The organism is Streptomyces sp. NPDC018000, assembly GCF_044328025.1.
GTDB lineage: Bacteria > Actinomycetota > Actinomycetes > Streptomycetales > Streptomycetaceae > Streptomyces.
Genome location: NZ_JBIRGM010000021.1, coordinates 1 through 15,321, shown reverse-complemented (window position 1 = coordinate 15,321; position 15,321 = coordinate 1). Strand labels below are relative to the sequence as shown.

13 protein-coding genes are annotated in these 15,321 nt (G+C 69.0%); 7 read left to right on the top strand and 6 right to left on the bottom strand.

Annotation, left to right across the window (positions count from 1 at the left end):
* Positions 1-7: 7 nt before the first annotated feature.
* Positions 8-490, bottom strand: coding sequence for a hypothetical protein (locus tag ACH4EW_RS27645; RefSeq protein WP_398261430.1), 483 nt, complete (start codon positions 488-490; stop codon positions 8-10).
* 403 nt (positions 491-893) lie between these two features.
* Here ACH4EW_RS27645 and ACH4EW_RS27640 point away from each other — a divergent pair, with 403 nt between their 5' ends.
* The 4 genes from ACH4EW_RS27640 to ACH4EW_RS27625 are packed head-to-tail and all read left to right on the top strand — an operon-like array spanning position 894 to position 5,084.
* Positions 894-3,626, top strand: a complete 2,733-nt coding sequence (locus ACH4EW_RS27640; protein WP_398261428.1) for a nitrate- and nitrite sensing domain-containing protein — start codon at positions 894-896, stop codon at positions 3,624-3,626.
* Positions 3,623-4,066, top strand: coding sequence for a roadblock/LC7 domain-containing protein (locus ACH4EW_RS27635; RefSeq protein ID WP_398261426.1), 444 nt, complete (start codon positions 3,623-3,625; stop codon positions 4,064-4,066). Before ACH4EW_RS27640 ends, ACH4EW_RS27635 begins: the two co-directional genes overlap by 4 nt.
* A gap of 9 nt (positions 4,067-4,075) precedes the next feature.
* Positions 4,076-4,498 (top strand): DUF742 domain-containing protein, encoded by a 423-nt coding sequence (locus ACH4EW_RS27630; RefSeq protein ID WP_398261424.1) that lies wholly within the window; start codon positions 4,076-4,078, stop codon positions 4,496-4,498.
* Complete coding sequence (locus tag ACH4EW_RS27625; protein WP_398261422.1) at positions 4,479-5,084, top strand: GTP-binding protein; 606 nt, start codon at positions 4,479-4,481, stop codon at positions 5,082-5,084. Before ACH4EW_RS27630 ends, ACH4EW_RS27625 begins: the two co-directional genes overlap by 20 nt.
* Positions 5,085-5,222: 138 nt before the next feature.
* Here ACH4EW_RS27625 and ACH4EW_RS27620 read toward each other — a convergent pair whose 3' ends face one another.
* A complete protein-coding gene (locus ACH4EW_RS27620; RefSeq protein ID WP_398261420.1) occupies positions 5,223-5,570 on the bottom strand; it encodes an Mpo1-like protein in 348 nt (115 codons plus the stop codon).
* Between the two features lie 116 nt (positions 5,571-5,686).
* On the bottom strand, positions 5,687-6,493 hold the full coding sequence (locus ACH4EW_RS27615; protein ID WP_398261418.1) for a M15 family metallopeptidase: 807 nt from the start codon (positions 6,491-6,493) through the stop codon (positions 5,687-5,689).
* Positions 6,494-6,550: 57 nt separating this feature from the next.
* Here ACH4EW_RS27615 and ACH4EW_RS27610 point away from each other — a divergent pair, with 57 nt between their 5' ends.
* On the top strand, positions 6,551-7,093 hold the full coding sequence (locus tag ACH4EW_RS27610) for an NUDIX domain-containing protein (protein ID WP_398261416.1): 543 nt from the start codon (positions 6,551-6,553) through the stop codon (positions 7,091-7,093).
* Positions 7,094-7,120: 27 nt separating this feature from the next.
* Here the strand turns inward: ACH4EW_RS27610 and ACH4EW_RS27605 are convergent, their stop codons facing one another.
* Positions 7,121-9,472, bottom strand: a complete 2,352-nt coding sequence (locus ACH4EW_RS27605) for a glycoside hydrolase family 31 protein (RefSeq protein ID WP_398261414.1) — start codon at positions 9,470-9,472, stop codon at positions 7,121-7,123.
* 219 nt (positions 9,473-9,691) lie between these two features.
* On the opposite strand from ACH4EW_RS27605, the gene ACH4EW_RS27600 reads away from it, so the two are divergent.
* Positions 9,692-11,668 (top strand): acetoacetate--CoA ligase, encoded by a 1,977-nt coding sequence (locus ACH4EW_RS27600; RefSeq protein WP_398261412.1) that lies wholly within the window; start codon positions 9,692-9,694, stop codon positions 11,666-11,668.
* Positions 11,669-11,735: 67 nt separating this feature from the next.
* Entirely contained in the window at positions 11,736-12,671 is a 936-nt protein-coding gene (locus ACH4EW_RS27595) for a hypothetical protein (protein ID WP_398261410.1), read from the top strand.
* A 61-nt stretch (positions 12,672-12,732) separates the two neighbouring features.
* Here the strand turns inward: ACH4EW_RS27595 and ptsP are convergent, their stop codons facing one another.
* Both ptsP and ACH4EW_RS27585 read right to left on the bottom strand, forming a co-directional pair.
* Positions 12,733-14,403, bottom strand: coding sequence for a phosphoenolpyruvate--protein phosphotransferase (ptsP, locus tag ACH4EW_RS27590; protein WP_398261408.1), 1,671 nt, complete (start codon positions 14,401-14,403; stop codon positions 12,733-12,735).
* 76 nt (positions 14,404-14,479) lie between these two features.
* Positions 14,480-14,929, bottom strand: a complete 450-nt coding sequence (locus ACH4EW_RS27585; protein ID WP_398261406.1) for a PTS glucose transporter subunit IIA — start codon at positions 14,927-14,929, stop codon at positions 14,480-14,482.
* Between the last annotated feature and the right edge of the window lie 392 nt (positions 14,930-15,321).

Genomic DNA, 15,321 nt, shown 5'->3' with positions numbered 1-15,321 from the left:
GCGGCTCTCAGGCCCGCGACAGGCTGCCCGCTTCACGACGGCGTATCCGCGCATCCTCGCCCTGCGCGGTCCGCTCCGCCCGCCGGGCTCTGCGCCGCTCACGGCGCAACTGCCGCGCCGAACTGCTCGGCGCGGACACCACGCCGTTGCGCTGATTCCAGACCTGCCGGGTGACCCAGACGTCCAGCACCGACCAGGTCGCGGCCACCGTGCTGCCCACACCGCTCAGCACCATCGGAAAGGCAAGCCAGGACCCCGTCAGCGTGCACAGGAACGCCACCATGGCCTGGATGATCGTCAGCGACATGATGAGCACGGCACGCACGGCCGCCTCACGGACCGGGTCCGGCATCCGTCGCCGTTTCGCAGGCTCTTCCACCCAGAGCTGCCGGTGCTGCTGGCGCGAGATCTTCGCCCCGCCGGTCGCCGCCGAGGCCACCGTCGCAGCCGGTGCCGACGACACCGGAATCCGACGCTCTACCGTATCCAACGACTCTCAACTCCCCAGCACTGTCCGACTTCAGGGTTGCTGCCCGGCATGTGCCGTTTCTGCGCGGGTGGACCGGACCGTCCTGCCCTGAGCGCACCCCGTGTTCCCTCTGCTTCGTACAGTAGAGACGACTGATCAGCTGTGAAGATTCCCTGGATCCGTCACTGAACGAAGAATTCCAGCCAACTGCCCTACCGAACAGTATGATGCTCTGACAGGCCTCTTCTGCCACTTTCGCGAATTTCATTGCCCGGAATACCGGGACAACTCCTGATCAGCGCTGGGGAGCGCGGCTGAAAATCGTCCGGACAACCCTTCGAGTTGTCTCTCTCCCGGTAGTAGGCTCGCGCCGTTTGTTGACGGAACACGACCACCGCCCTGCGGGGCCGGGCTGGAGGAGGCCATGCGCTTTCGCGGGAAGTCCATCCGCAGGAAGATCGTGGCGTTGCTGCTGGTTCCGCTCGTCTCCCTCACCGGACTCTGGGGTTTCGCCACCTTCCTGACGGGGCGCGAGGCCGGCCACCTGATGAGCGCGAGCACAGTCGTCGAGAAGGTCGGCCATCCTCTGGAAGACACCGTCCGTGCCATTCAGGACGAGCGTCGTCAGACCCTTGTCTTCCTCGCCGACCCCCGGGCTTCCAACGCCCTCCCTCTTCTGCAGCGCCAACGGGCGGCCACCGACCGTGTCGTGGCGGACGTCCAGGACAGCGCACGGCAGAAGGACATTCGCGACGCACTGCGGCCCGAGGACGAAACGCAGCTGAACTCGGTCCTCGGCAGGGTCGAGGGCCTTGGCGCACTCCGCGATTCGGTCGAGAAACGCACCATCGACCGCCTCAAGGCGATGGAGTTCTACGACCACCTCATCGACCCCTGCTACCGCTTTCTGACCGGTCTGCGCACGATGGAGAACGTGTCGATGGACAAGCAGTTCCGCGCGCTCGTCGGCATCTCACAAGCCCGTGAAATGCTCTCCCGCGAAGACGCTCTGGTCGCCTCGTCACTCATCGCCGGACGGCTCACCGCATCCGAACTGCGCCGGATCTCCGACCTCGTCGCCAATCGCAAGCTGCTCTACGAGATCAATGGCGAAATGCTTCCCTCGTCGGAGCACCAACGTGTGAGGCAGTACTGGGCGAGCCCGGACAGCGAATCGCTGAGGACCGCGGAGAACACCCTCATCAGCGGCGGTCCCACCCAGGACCCGCGAGCGGTCGACGCCGAGCGCTGGCAGGAGGCGGCCCCACCGGTCCTGGACCGGCTGGCCAACGACTCCACCGAGATGAACAACCGTTTCCAGGACCGCGGCAAGCCCGCCGGCTACAGCGTCCTGATCAAGGCCGGGATCGCAGGCGTCCTCGGATTCCTCGCCCTGCTCGCCTCGGTGTTCGTCTCCGTACGCATCGGCCGTGAGCTCATCCGTGACCTCTCCCGGCTCCGCAAGGACGCCCATGAGGTCTCCGGCGTACGGCTGCCGAGCGTGATGCGCCGCCTCGCCGCGGGTGAACAGATCGATGTCGAGACCGAGGCACCGCACCTCCAGTACGAACGGGACGAGATCGGCCAGGTCGGCCAGGCCCTCAACACCCTGCAACGGGCCGCTGTCGAAGCCGCGGTCAAGCAGGCGGACATGCGCCGCGGGGTGTCCGAGGTCTTCGTCAATCTCGCCCGCCGCAACCAGGTGCTGCTGCACCGGCAGTTGACACTCCTTGACACCATGGAGCGCCGCACCGACAACACCGATGAACTCGCGGACCTCTTCCGCCTCGACCACCTGACCACCCGCATGCGGCGCCATGCCGAAGGCCTGGTGATCCTCTCCGGTGCCGCACCGTCCCGTCAGTGGCGCAAGCCGATCCAGTTGATGGACGTCGTCCGGGCAGCGGTCGCCGAGGTCGAGGACTACGAACGGATCGAGGTCCGCCGGCTGCCGCGCATAGGTGTGGGCGGCCCCGCCGTCGCCGACCTCACCCATCTGATCGCCGAACTCCTGGAGAACGCCACCGTGTTCTCGCCGCCGCACACCGCGGTCCAGGTGCACGGCGAACGCGTCTCCAACGGATTCACGCTCGAAATCCACGACCGTGGCCTCGGTATGGCTCCCGATGCCCTCCTCGACGCCAACCTGAGACTCGCCGAGACCCCCGAGTTCGAACTCTCCGACACCGACCGGCTCGGTCTCTTCGTGGTCAGCCGTCTCGCTCGGCGACAGAACGTCCGCGTCTCGCTGCAGACATCTCCTTACGGTGGCACGACCGCCGTCGTCTTCATCCCGGGGACGCTGCTCACCGACGCCCCGGAGACGCACGGCACCGGCTTCCGCCTCGACCGACGGTCGGAGAAGGCGGTCGGCAGTGGCGGAAGGACAGCGGGCCGAGGACCGGGCAGCGACAAGGACCGCAGGGACGGCGTGCCGGACCGCCGCGCCACCGGCAGGCCCTCCGGCCTCGCCCCGGTCCCCACCAGCCTCGTGGACCCGGCCCTCCTGGACGGGCCCGTCGAGCTCGAAGGGCCCGTGGGGGCGTTGGGCCTGGAGAGCGACCCCGTACTCGATCCGCTGCTGGACCCCCTGCTGGGCGGAGCTTGCGACATCGACGACACCGAGAGCGAACGCGACGGCATCTTCCGCTCCCGCGACCTCCGGCGCGACGGTGACCGCGAACAGCACCAGCAGGCGTCCGACCGGACGGGGGGGTCCCCGGCCGGCGTACGGGCGATGCGCCCCGGCGGCCCGGCACCGCTGCCCCGCCGCAAACCGCCGATCCTGGTCGCCGACAACGGACGCCGGGTCGACGAGGCGGGCCGCGCCCACCCCACGTCCGCCGAGCCCGCCAGACCTCCCCGGCCCGCGCCTTCGGCAGCGCCGAGCACGGCCCGGGAGACGGTGGGTGGTCTGCCCCGGCGCATCCGGCAGGCCAGCCTCGCCCCGCAGCTTCGCGAAGTCTCCGGCGGCCGTGATGCGGAGTCGGAGGTGACGGAACCGGCTCAGGACTTCGAGCGCGATGCGGACGAGGTACGCAGCCGCATGGCTTCGCTCCAACGCGGCTGGCAGCGCGGCCGTCGGCAGAACGCCGAGGACGTGACCGGTCCCGGTGAAACAGCACAAGGAACCACTCCGGGAGGGGACGGTCGATGACCGCACCGAATGCCGCAGCACCTGACGCCGTACGCCAGGGCTCAGGCCGGCTCAACTGGCTGCTCGACGAACTCGTCGACCGGGTCGCCAGCATCCACAAGGCGCTGGTGCTCTCCAGCGACGGCCTCGCCACCGGCACGTCCAAGGACCTGACCCGCGAGGACAGCGAACATCTGGCGGCCGTCGCCTCCGGATTCCACAGCCTCGCCAAGGGCGTGGGACGCCACTTCGACGCGGGCCGGGTCCGCCAGACCGTCGTCGAACTCGACGAGGCGTTCCTCTTCGTCACGGCGGCCGGTGACGGCAGCTGTCTCGCCGTTCTGGCCGACTCCGACTCCGACGTCGGCCAGGTGGCGTACGAGATGACGTTGATGGTCAAACGCGTCGGCGCTCACCTGGCCAACGCCCCCCGGACGACCGGTCCGTCCACCGGGGGGTGAGTGGACGGCATGAGCGCTGACTCTTCCAGATCTCCGGCAACGCCCACGCACCGGCAGGCATCGCGCTGGTACGACGCCGATGCCGGTCCCGTGGTCCGTCCGTACGCGATGACCCGGGGCCGTACCAGCAGCGCCTCCCGTCATCGGCTCGACCTGATCGCGGTCGTCGTGCCGGAACCCGTGGCCGACGATCCCGCCCGGGACCAGACGCTCTCCCCGGAACATGTGGAGATCGTCGAACTCTGCAGTGACATGCCCCAGTCGATCGCCGAGCTCGCGGCCGGCCTGGACCTCCCCGTCGGGGTGGTCCGGGTGCTGGTCGGTGATCTCGTCGAGGACGAGCTGGTGCACGTAACCCGTCCCGTTCCGCCGGCCGAGCTGCCGGACGTGAGCATTCTTCGCGAGGTGATCAATGGTCTTCGGGCGCTCTAGCCGCAACAGGCGGCCCGTTGAGCCCGTTACCCTGAAAGTCCTGGTGGCGGGTGGCTTCGGAGTGGGCAAGACGACTCTGGTGGGCGCGGTCAGCGAGATCAGACCGCTGCGTACGGAGGAAAGCCTCAGCGAGGCGGGCCGCCCGGTGGACGACCTTGCGGGCGTGGAGGCGAAGACCACCACCACCGTGGCCATGGACTTCGGCCGGATCACACTCCGCGAGAACCTGGTGCTGTATCTCTTCGGTACGCCGGGGCAGGACCGTTTCTGGTTCCTGTGGGACGAGCTGGCCCAGGGCGCGCTGGGAGCGGTCGTACTCGCCGACACCCGGCGGCTGGAGGACTGCTTCGCGGCGGTCGACTACTTCGAGCGCCGCGCGATTCCGTTCATCGTCGCCGTCAACTGCTTCGAAGGGGCAGACAAGTTCCCCACCGAGACGGTGCAGGCGGCGCTGGACCTCGACCCCGAGGTACCGGTACTCATGTGCGACGCACGCGACCGCTCCTCCGCCCGGGACGTACTGGTGGCGGTCGTCGAGCACGCGGTGGCCCGCGAGGAGCGCTCCCGCGAGCCCGCAACGACGTAGGGACCCATCCGGCGGACTCAGCGCAAGGAACGCGGCCCGCACCCCCGCCGACCGGGGTACGGGCCGCGCGTTGTCGGTTCGTCGCGCCGAGCACCGGAAGCGCAGTTACTCTGACGGCACGTCAAGACCTTGCCATGCTCAGCGGTTGTCGGCGAGCCACTTGGCGGCGGTCTCCGCCAGCTCCCGGTCGCGGCCCGCCAGCATCATCCGGATCATCTGTATGTCGCCGCGCAGCGACCAGGCAGGATGCCCGAAGGTGGCCGGATTGTTCTTCTCGATCAGGAAGTGTGCGGGCCAGGCAGTCCCGTACCCGATCAGGGGCAGCGCGGCCGCGTACCTCTTGCGCCCCCGTGCCAGGCCGTATGCGGTGACCGCGAGCCCGGTGAGGGTGCCCGTCAGATGGACCCAGCGAGTCGCGGCCCGCGAGTGCATGGCGACGTAGTACGGCCAGAACTCTTCATATGAATTGAACGTCTGTTGTGGCATGCAGGCACCGTAATGGCTTGAGCGGCGGCCGGGAACGGCCGATCCGCCTCCGCGAGGAAGAATGGGCTGCCGGAATTCACGGAGGTGGGCCCGGCCGCCCGTTCTCAGCGCGGGCGTCAGTGTCCCGCGACGGACCTCCTGGCCACCGGGAAATCGAAGTAAGTGTCCGGGAACAGCTCGGGCTTGAAGGTGTAGTGCCACCACTCCTCGGCGAGATTCACAAAGCCGGCGTCGGTGAGCGTCTTCTTCAGGAACTGCCGATTGGTGCGCTGAGCCCCCTGGATGCGTGGGTCGTCGGTGTGCGAGAGCGTGTCGAAGCAGTCGTATCCCGTGCCCATGTCCACGGAATTGTCCGGGAAGCGGTTGGCCTCAGGGGCATAACAGGGCACCGGCTTCTGGCCCGGCAGATACGGCCCGGCCGGCGCGACGGGCAGTTTCACCAGCGTCAGGTCCACGGTGCTGCCGCGGCTGTGCCCGGATTTCTCCGCGATGTAACCGTCCTCGAACAGCCGCTTCTTGTCGACCCGGGGGTAGAACTCGCCCTTCATGGTCTCGTCGTCGAGATCCTTCGCCCACCGTACGAAGTGGTCGACTCCCCGCTGCGGCCGGTAGCAGTCGTACACCTTCAGCGAATAGCCCTGCTTCAGCAGTCGGGTCTGCGCGCGGTGCAGGGCACGGGCCGCCGGCCGGGTCAGGATGCAGACCGGCTGACGGTAGCCGTCCACCGGCACACCCATGAAGTTGTGTGCGGTGGGGTAACGCATCTCCTGGATGATCGTCGGATCCACCGAACGCAGCGCGACGAACTCCTCGGGGGCCTTCGGCTCGGGCCTCGCCTGCGCCACGGGGGCTGCGGCAGTGACGGCGAGCAGGGTGGCGGCAGCGGCCGGCAGGAAACGGAGAGCTGAAAGAAGACCTGTCATGAGCACATAATTCACCAGTGCGGGGCAGCCTGGCAGGAGATCGGATACAGTCCGCGAGTGTCTGCGCCCACGAGCAACCCCGAGAAGCCGGTCAAGGACTCCCACTGCGGCAGCTGCGGAGAGCTGTACCCCGCCTCGGCGTCCCGCACGGCATGGCCCCGCACCTGCACCGTCTGCGGCGACACCGCCTACCGCAACCCGCTGCCGGTCGCCGTTGCCCTGCTCCCCGTCACCCACCGGGACGGCCCCGGGCTCGTCGTCATCACCCGCACCATCCCGCCCCAGCGCGGCGGTCTCGCCCTCCCCGGCGGCTTCATCGACCACGACGAGGACTGGAAACACGCGGTCGTACGTGAACTCCGAGAGGAGACCGGCATCGAGGCAGACGAACAGGACGTCCGCCTCGCCGACGCCCTCAGCGACCCGGACGGCCATCTGCTCCTCTTCGGTCTGCTCCCGGAACGCTCCGCGGCCTGCCTCCCACCCTCCGTGCCGACGCAGGAGACCTCCGGCTTCCAGTTGCTCCGCACACCCACCGAGCTCGCCTTCCCCCTGCACACCCGGGCCGCCCGCACGTGGTTCGAAGGCGGCTACCACTGACCGGCCCGAAACCTCCTGCGACCCGAGCTACAACCCCCGTACGCGCACCGGGTAGTTCACCAGTCCCTGCTCGCCCTCCCGCTCCACCAGAACCCTCCCGTCCACCAGCCGCGACGTATACCGCTCGACCTCTGCCCGCTCCCAGCCGTCACCCACATCCCGGACCACCAGGCCGCCCCCAGTGCGCCCTGCGGCCGGAGCCCACACCTCCAGCTCCACACCCCCGTCCGCACCCTGCACCGGCAGAACCGAACCCGCCCGCGCCAACACCGGCACCCGCGACAACGGAGCATCGAGCAACACCTGCCCCGGCCCCTCGTACACCTCACCCGTCGCCGTGTCGTACCAACGCCCCCGCGGCAACCGCACCGCCCGGCGATCCGCACCGCCCTCCAGCACCGGCGCCACCAGCAACGCGTCACCCAGCAAGAACGCGTCCTCGCACTCCCGCAACGCCCGCTCCCCGGGCGCGCCCCACCAGAGCGGCCGCACATACGGCGCGCCGGTCAGCCGGGCCAGCTGCGCCAGCGTCACGAAGTACGGGCGAAGCCGCTCCCGCTCCTCCAGTGCGGCCCGCGCATGCTCCAGCACGTATGGGCCGAACTCCCACGGCTCCCGACGCCCCGCGTCGATCGCCGCATGGGTACGGAACAACGGCATATACGCACCCAGCTGGAACCACCGCAGATACAACTCCGGCGACGGCGACCCGTCGAACCCGCCCACATCCGGACCCGAATACGGCACCCCGCACAGCCCCAGTCCCAGCACCAGCGCCAGCGAGGCCCGCAGCCCGGGCCAGCCGGTCTCCACATCACCGGACCAGGTCCCCCCGTAACGCTGCATCCCCGCCCAGCCGGAACGCGAGAACAGAAAGGGACGTGTCTCCGGCCGCAGCCGACGAAGCCCTTCGTACCCGGCACGCGCCATCGCCAGCCCGTACACATTGTGGGCCTCGCGGTGATCACCACCGCGGCCCTCCAGAGAGTGCCGCGCCGACCTCGGCAGCGTCGAATCCCCGAACGCAGCGAACGACACCGGCTCGTTCATGTCGTGCCACACACCGGAGAACCCCTGCGCAAGCCGCTCCTCGTACAGACCGCCCCACCACTCCCGCACCTGCGGATCGGTGAAGTCCGGATACACGCACTCACCCGGCCACACCTCCCCGCGCACCGCCCGCCCCCGCGCATCCCGGACGAACGCCCCGCTGCTCCCGACCGCCGTACCCGAGTCGAACACCGCGTTCCCCGGCTCCGCCTTCACCGCGGGATCGACGATCGACACCAGCCGCACCCCGTCCTCCCGCAGCTCCTCAGCCAGCCCCGGCAGATCGGGAAAGCGCCCGCGGTCGACGGTGAACACCCGACGCGCGTCGTGGTGGTCGATGTCCAGATGCAGTACCGACAAGGGCAACCCTCGCTCCCGGTACCCGGCAACGATCCGCCGCACCTCCCGCTCGCTCCCGAACCCCCAACGGGCATGCTGCGGACCCAGCGCCCACGACGGTGGCAGCGCAGGCGCACCGGTGAGCGCCGTCCAGCCCTGCAGCACCCGGGCCGGGGTACCGGCCATCACCCAGCAGCGCAGCGGCCCCCCGTCCATCCGCACCTCACACATTCCCAGACGGTCATGGCCGGACCCCGCACCCTCCTCGCCCTCGCGCAGCGTCACCTTCCCCGACCAGGTGTTGTCGTGGAACATCAGATGTGTCCCCGCATCGGAGACCACCAGCTGCACCGGCATCGTCAGATACAGAGGATCGTCATCCGGCCCGAAGCGCCCGCCCGGATCGGTGTTCCACAGCGCGTAAGCACCGTCCCGCAGCCGCGGCCCCGACGCCCGTCCGCCGAGCCCGAAGAACCGGGCGTCCGCCGGCACCTCGGAACGCTGCACCCACCGAGCGGCACCACCCGCCACCGGCTCCCACCAGCGCGGCGGCAACTCGCGCCGGAGCACCACTCCGCCAGGAGTACGCAGTTCCAGGGCCCCGTGCCGCGACACCGCAACGGTCAGCCGCTCCGAGACCACCTGCCAGCCGCCGTCCTTGTCCGGTTCCAGCTGCGCCCGAGGATCCGCCTCGGGCACCGCACCGGCCAGTGCGTACGACGGCAACGGCTCCGCCCCGTCCCAGCCCCAGAACACCGAACCGCCCACCGCGACCCGGATCCGCAACTCCGAGCGTGTGAAGCGCACCACACCCCCGCCCGGCCCCGGCTCCGCCCCCACCACGAGTCCCGGCACTCTCGCCCGCTCCGCACCGCGCCGCGGCAGCGCCCGCGCATCCGCATTCCGACGCCGCAAGGAGGAGCGCACCGAGCGCAGCACCTGCACCGAACCGACCATTTTCACCGAGCGCACCAGGTCACGACCGTTCATACAGCTCACCCTGCCATCCGACAGGGCGGGCGCGGGCTCCGTTCAACTTCCGTTCACCCGTGGCCCGACCACATATCCGGACGCGCGACCATGGGGGGTGAACCCTGGTGCGAAAGACGATCACATGGCATCGTCCGTAAAAGCCGCCTCGTGCGCACACCCCAGGGTGCGCGCGGCTCACGCCCATCCCGCGTACCCGTACAGCCAGGGAGCCGCCCCATGACCGCAGCAGCCAACGAAGCCCCCCTCTGGCAGCCCGGCCCCGACCGCATTGCGGCCGCGGCCGTCACCCGCTTCCAGAACTGGGCGGCCGAGAGGTACGGAGCACCGGCCGATGGCGGCTACCCGGCACTGCACCGCTGGTCGGTCGATGAGCTCGACACGTTCTGGCAGGCCGTCGCCGACTGGTTCGACGTACGGTTCTCCACCCCGTACGAGTCCGTCATCGGCGACCGCACCATGCCCGGCGCCCAGTGGTTCCCCGGCTCCACCCTCAACTACGCCGAACACGCATTGCGCACCGCGCAGGACCCCCTGCGCGCGGACGCCCCCGCTCTGCTCCACGTCGACGAGAGCCACACCCAGTTCCCCATTTCGTGGTCCGAACTCCGCCGCCGGGTCGGATCGCTCGCCGCCGAGCTCCGTGCCCTCGGCGTCACACCGGGCGACCGTGTCAGCGCCTACCTCCCCAACATTCCCCAAGCCGTTGTCGCCTTCCTCGCCACCGCGGCCGTCGGCGGCGTCTGGACCTCCTGCGCCCCCGACTTCGGCGCCCGCAGCGTCCTCGACCGCTTCCAGCAGGTCGAACCCGTCGTCCTCTTCGCCGTCGACGGCTACCGCTACGGCGGTAAGGAACACGACCGCGCCGAAACGGTGGCCGAGCTGCGCCGCGAACTTCCCACCCTGCGTGCCGTCGTCCACATCCCGCTGCTGGGCACCGAGGCCCCGGAAGGCGCCCTCGAGTGGTCCGCCCTCACCTCCGCGGACACCGAGCCCGTCTTCGAACAGGTCCCCTTCGATCATCCGCTGTGGGTGCTCTACTCCTCCGGCACCACCGGACTCCCCAAGGCGATCGTCCAGTCCCAGGGCGGCATTCTGCTGGAACACTTCAAGCAGCTCGGCCTGCACTGCGACCTCGGCCCCGACGACCGGTTCTTCTGGTACACCTCCACCGGCTGGATGATGTGGAACTTCCTCGTCTCCGGCCTCCTCACCGGGACCACGCTCGTGCTGTACGACGGAAGCCCGGGCTATCCCGACATCAGCGCCCAGTGGCGCGTCGCCGAACAGACCGGAGCGACCCTTTTCGGCACCTCCGCCGCCTATGTCATGGCCTGCCGCAAGGCCGGTATCCACCCCGGCCGCGACTTCGACCTCTCCCGCATCCAGTGCGTCGCCACCACCGGTTCCCCGCTCCCGCCCGATGGTTTCCGCTGGCTCCACGACGAAGTCGCCGACAATCTCTGGATCGCCTCCGTCAGTGGCGGTACGGACGTCTGCAGCTGCTTCGCCGGCGCAGTCCCCACCCTCCCCGTGCACATCGGCGAACTCCAGGCCCCGTGCCTCGGCACGGACCTCCAGTCCTGGGACCCCGCGGGCAAGCCGCTCATCGGCGAGGTCGGCGAACTCGTTGTCACCGCGCCGCTGCCCTCCATGCCGATCCACTTCTGGAACGACCCCGACGGCAGCCGCTACAACGACAGCTACTTCGACATGTACCCCGGCGTGTGGCGCCACGGCGACTGGATCACGATCACCGAGCACGGCTCGGTCGTCATCCACGGCCGCTCCGACTCCACCCTCAACCGCCAGGGTGTACGGATGGGCTCCGCCGACATCTACGAAGCCGTCGAGCGGCTCCCCGAGATCCGCGAATCCCTCGTCATCGGCATCGAGGAGCCCGACGGCGGGTACTGGATGCCGCTCTTCGTCCACCTCTCCGACGGAGCCTCGCTCGACGACGACCTGCGCAACAGCATCAAGCAGACCATCCGCGAGAACCTCTCCCCCCGTCATGTCCCGGACGAGGTCATCGAGGTCCCCGGCATCCCGCACACCCTCACAGGAAAGCGCATAGAGGTTCCGGTCAAACGCCTCCTGCAAGGCACAGCCCTGGCCAAAGCGGTCAATCCCGGCTCGATCGACAACCTTGAACTCCTCCACTTCTACGAGGACCTTGCTCGCAAGCGTGCCTGACCGACCGCATTGTCAGTACCCCTGATTACTCTGAGTGAGCAATGATCGACAGCGCACTGGGGGAGTCATGGCGCACATCAGGAACACCAAGCACGCCAAGCACAGCGCGACCGCCGGGTACAGCCGGTTCGGCACTTCCATGCGACGTACGCTGCGCCGCGAAGCACCCAGCACCATCGGCCTCCTGGCCGACGAGCAGGACTTCGCGGCGATGCAGCGCTACCGCACCTTCACCTTCGACGACTACACCGTCTATCTGCAGCAGGTCGAGGGCCTGCTCAAAGCCCTCGCCGCACAGGGTAGGTACGCCACGGTCGCTCTCTTCGACCCGGAGGAGTACGCGGAGTTCTGCACCGAGACAGGAGTCGTTCCCGACGCTCCCGCCAGCCGCAGCCGCTTCACCGCCGAGATCGCCTCGGCCGGTGCCACCGTCGCGTACACCGGGCAGCCCATCGACACGCTGATCCCGCTCCTGGTCAGCCGAGCCGTCCGCCGGGCCACCTGGGAGTACGCCACGATGACCCTGGCCGGCCTCGGAGACTGCGCGGACTGCGGCCAGGACATCGGCCACGCCGCCTTCGACCGGGCCTCCCACTTGCTGCTGCGCATGCTGGAGGCGGCAGGCCCGGGCACCCACCACCTCGTCTGCAGCACCCCCACCGAGAACGAGCGCCTGCTCGCCGTCCTGCACACCGAGCGCGACACCACGGGACCCGCCCGTCTCGAAACAGCGGAAGGAGCCGAGTTCGTCACGGTGCTCGCCGTCGGCATCGTCCTCGAAAGGCCCGGCGGAGTGGTACTCCGCACGAGCAACCCCGGCACCCAGGACCGGGTCCACGGCTGGCGGCTGGCCCGCGGCAACCTGGTCCCCCTCACTGCCGGTGAGGTCTTCAGCGCCTATTGCACCGACGCCGACACCGGCGAACCGGTGGCCCCGGAATCACACGTGGAGTACTGCGCGGGCTTCGACCTCGGCGCCGACGCACCGGAATCACACCACTGACAGCCGAAGGGGCTCCCCGCCACCATCGACAGGGAGCCCCTTCACCACGGACGCCGCTTCGCTACTCGCCCGACAGCACCGCCTGAGCCGCCACCCGCGCCTCTTCGGCGGAGTCCGCCGCACGCGCGGCGGAAGCGGCACGCTCGCACTGCGCAAGCGTGTACTTCGCCAGCGTGGCACGGACATAGGGAATGGACGCGACCCCCATCGACAACGACGTCACGCCCAGCCCCGTCAGGACACAGGCGAGCAGCGGATCGGAGGCGGCTTCACCACAGACACCACAGCTCTTGCCCTCGGCCATGGCGGCCTCTGCCGACAGCGCCACCAGGTCGAGCAGCGCGGGCTGCCACGGATCCTGCAGCCGGGACACCGCACCCACCTGACGGTCGGCGGCAAAGGTGTACTGCGCGAGGTCATTGGTGCCCAGCGAGAGGAACTCCACCTCCTGCAGGATCGAGCGCGCCCGCAGTGCGGCGGACGGAATCTCCACCATCGCGCCGAACTTCGCTCGCAGCCCTGCCTCACGGCAGGCGTCGGCAAAGGCCTTCGCATCCTTGCGGTCCGCCACCATCGGAGCCATGACCTCAAGGTAGACGGGCAGACCCTCGGCCGCCTTCGCCAGTGCGGTCAGCTGGCTCCGCAGTACCTCGGGGTGGTCCAGCAGGCTCCGCAGCCCGCGCACACCCAGTGCCGGGTTCGGCTCGTCCGCCGGCGCCAGGAAGTCCAGCGGCTTGTCGGCACCGGCGTCCAGCACCCGCACCACGACACGTCCCTCGGGGAACGCCTCGAGCACTGCCCGGTACGCCGCAACCTGCTTCTCCTCGGACGGCGCCTGCCTGCTGTCGTCCAGGAACAGGAACTCGGTACGGAACAGACCCACGCCCTCGGCGCCGGCATCGACGGCCGCCTGCACATCGTCCGGCCCACCGACATTGGCGAGCAGCGGGACGTTGTGGCCGTCGGAGGTCGCACCGGGACCGGTCGAAGCGGACAGTGCGGCCTTGCGCGCTGCAGCGGTGCTCTCCATCTCGGCACGCTTCTCGGCGCTGGGCTCGACGAAGATCTCACCGGTGCTGCCGTCCACCGCGACGACGGTGCCTTCGGCCAGCTCACCGGCACCGGGGAGCGCCACTACGGCAGGCACACCGAGCGCCCGCGCCAGAATCGCGCTGTGGCTGGTCGGCCCGCCCTCCTCGGTCACAAAGCCGAGCACCAGAGCCGGGTCGAGCAGCGCGGTGTCGGCAGGCGCGAGGTCCCGTGCGATCAGCACAAAGGGCTCGTCGCTGTCCGGCACACCGGGCATCGGCACACCGAGCAGGCGCGCCACGATCCGGTTGCGCACGTCGTCGAGGTCGGCAACCCGACCCGCCAGGTATTCCCCGGCGTTGGTGAGCAGGGCCCGGTAGGCGGCGAACGCGTCGTAGACAGCGCGCTCGGCGGTGCTGCCGACGGCAATGCGACGGTCCACATCAGCCATCAGCTCGGGGTCCTGCGCCATCATGGCCTGAGCCTCGAGCACATGCTGAGCCTCGCCACCGGCCAGATTGCCGCGCGCAATCAGGTCGGCCGCCACGGCCTCCACTGCCTGGCGAGCACGCCCCTGTTCGCGCTCCGCCTCCTCGGCCGGGATCTGCTTGGCCGGCGGTTCGAGTACCGCCGTACCCATATGACGCACCTCGCCGATCGCCACTCCGTGGCTCACGCCGACGCCTCGCAGCGTTGTCTCCATTTCACCCGTCCCCGGTTATGCGGCGGTCCGTGCCTCCGCAGTGGATATCCAGTCGGCTGTCACTGCGCCGAGTCCGTCACTTCCAACCGAACAACGTGTCGCCGATCTTCACGTCCCCGTCCTCGCGGACGCCGGAGAGGGAATCAGCGGTGGCCTCCAGCGCGACGATCGGGCACACAGGGGACTTGCCGGATGCCTCGACGTCCGCAGGATCCCAACGCACGATGCCCTGACCGCGCGTGACTGTGTCCCCCTTGTTCACGAGCAGTTCGAAGCCTTCACCATTGAGCTGGACGGTGTCGATACCGAGGTGCACGAGAACGCCGCGCCCGTGCTCGTCCACGACGACGAACGCGTGCGGGTGCAGGGAGACCACGATGCCGTCCACCGGCGATACAGCCTCGGACGGCTCGCGTACCGGATCAATGGCGGTTCCAGGACCCACCATTGCGCCGGAGAAGACGGGGTCCGGTACCGCAGCGAGCCCGATGGCATGTCCGGCAAGAGGGGACGTCACAGTGGTCACAGGGAACCTCCCAGGGATGGAGCTTGAACGGCGCCGTCATAGCTTGTGGGCGGGGACGTACTGTTCAGCAGGGTAAGTCATAGAAAGTTCCGGTTCCGCCCGAGCCTTGACGATTCGCGGCCTTAGGAGGGCACCGGAAACGATTTGCCTCGACTCCCGGAGGCCTGTACTGTCGTACTCCTGCCTGACCCCAGCGCGACTTTGAGTCGAGGGTCGGCTGCGACTTTTAAGCCCTGGCTTTAACTCGGATCGGCACCTGCATGCCTGCAGGAGGCTGGTCAGGGAAAAAGAAAAGGCCTGATAGAGTCGGACTCGCCGGAAAGGGAAACGCGAAAGCGAAGAACTGGAAAGCGGCCCCGCTTCGACCGGGAATCGGACACGAAAGAGTCTGA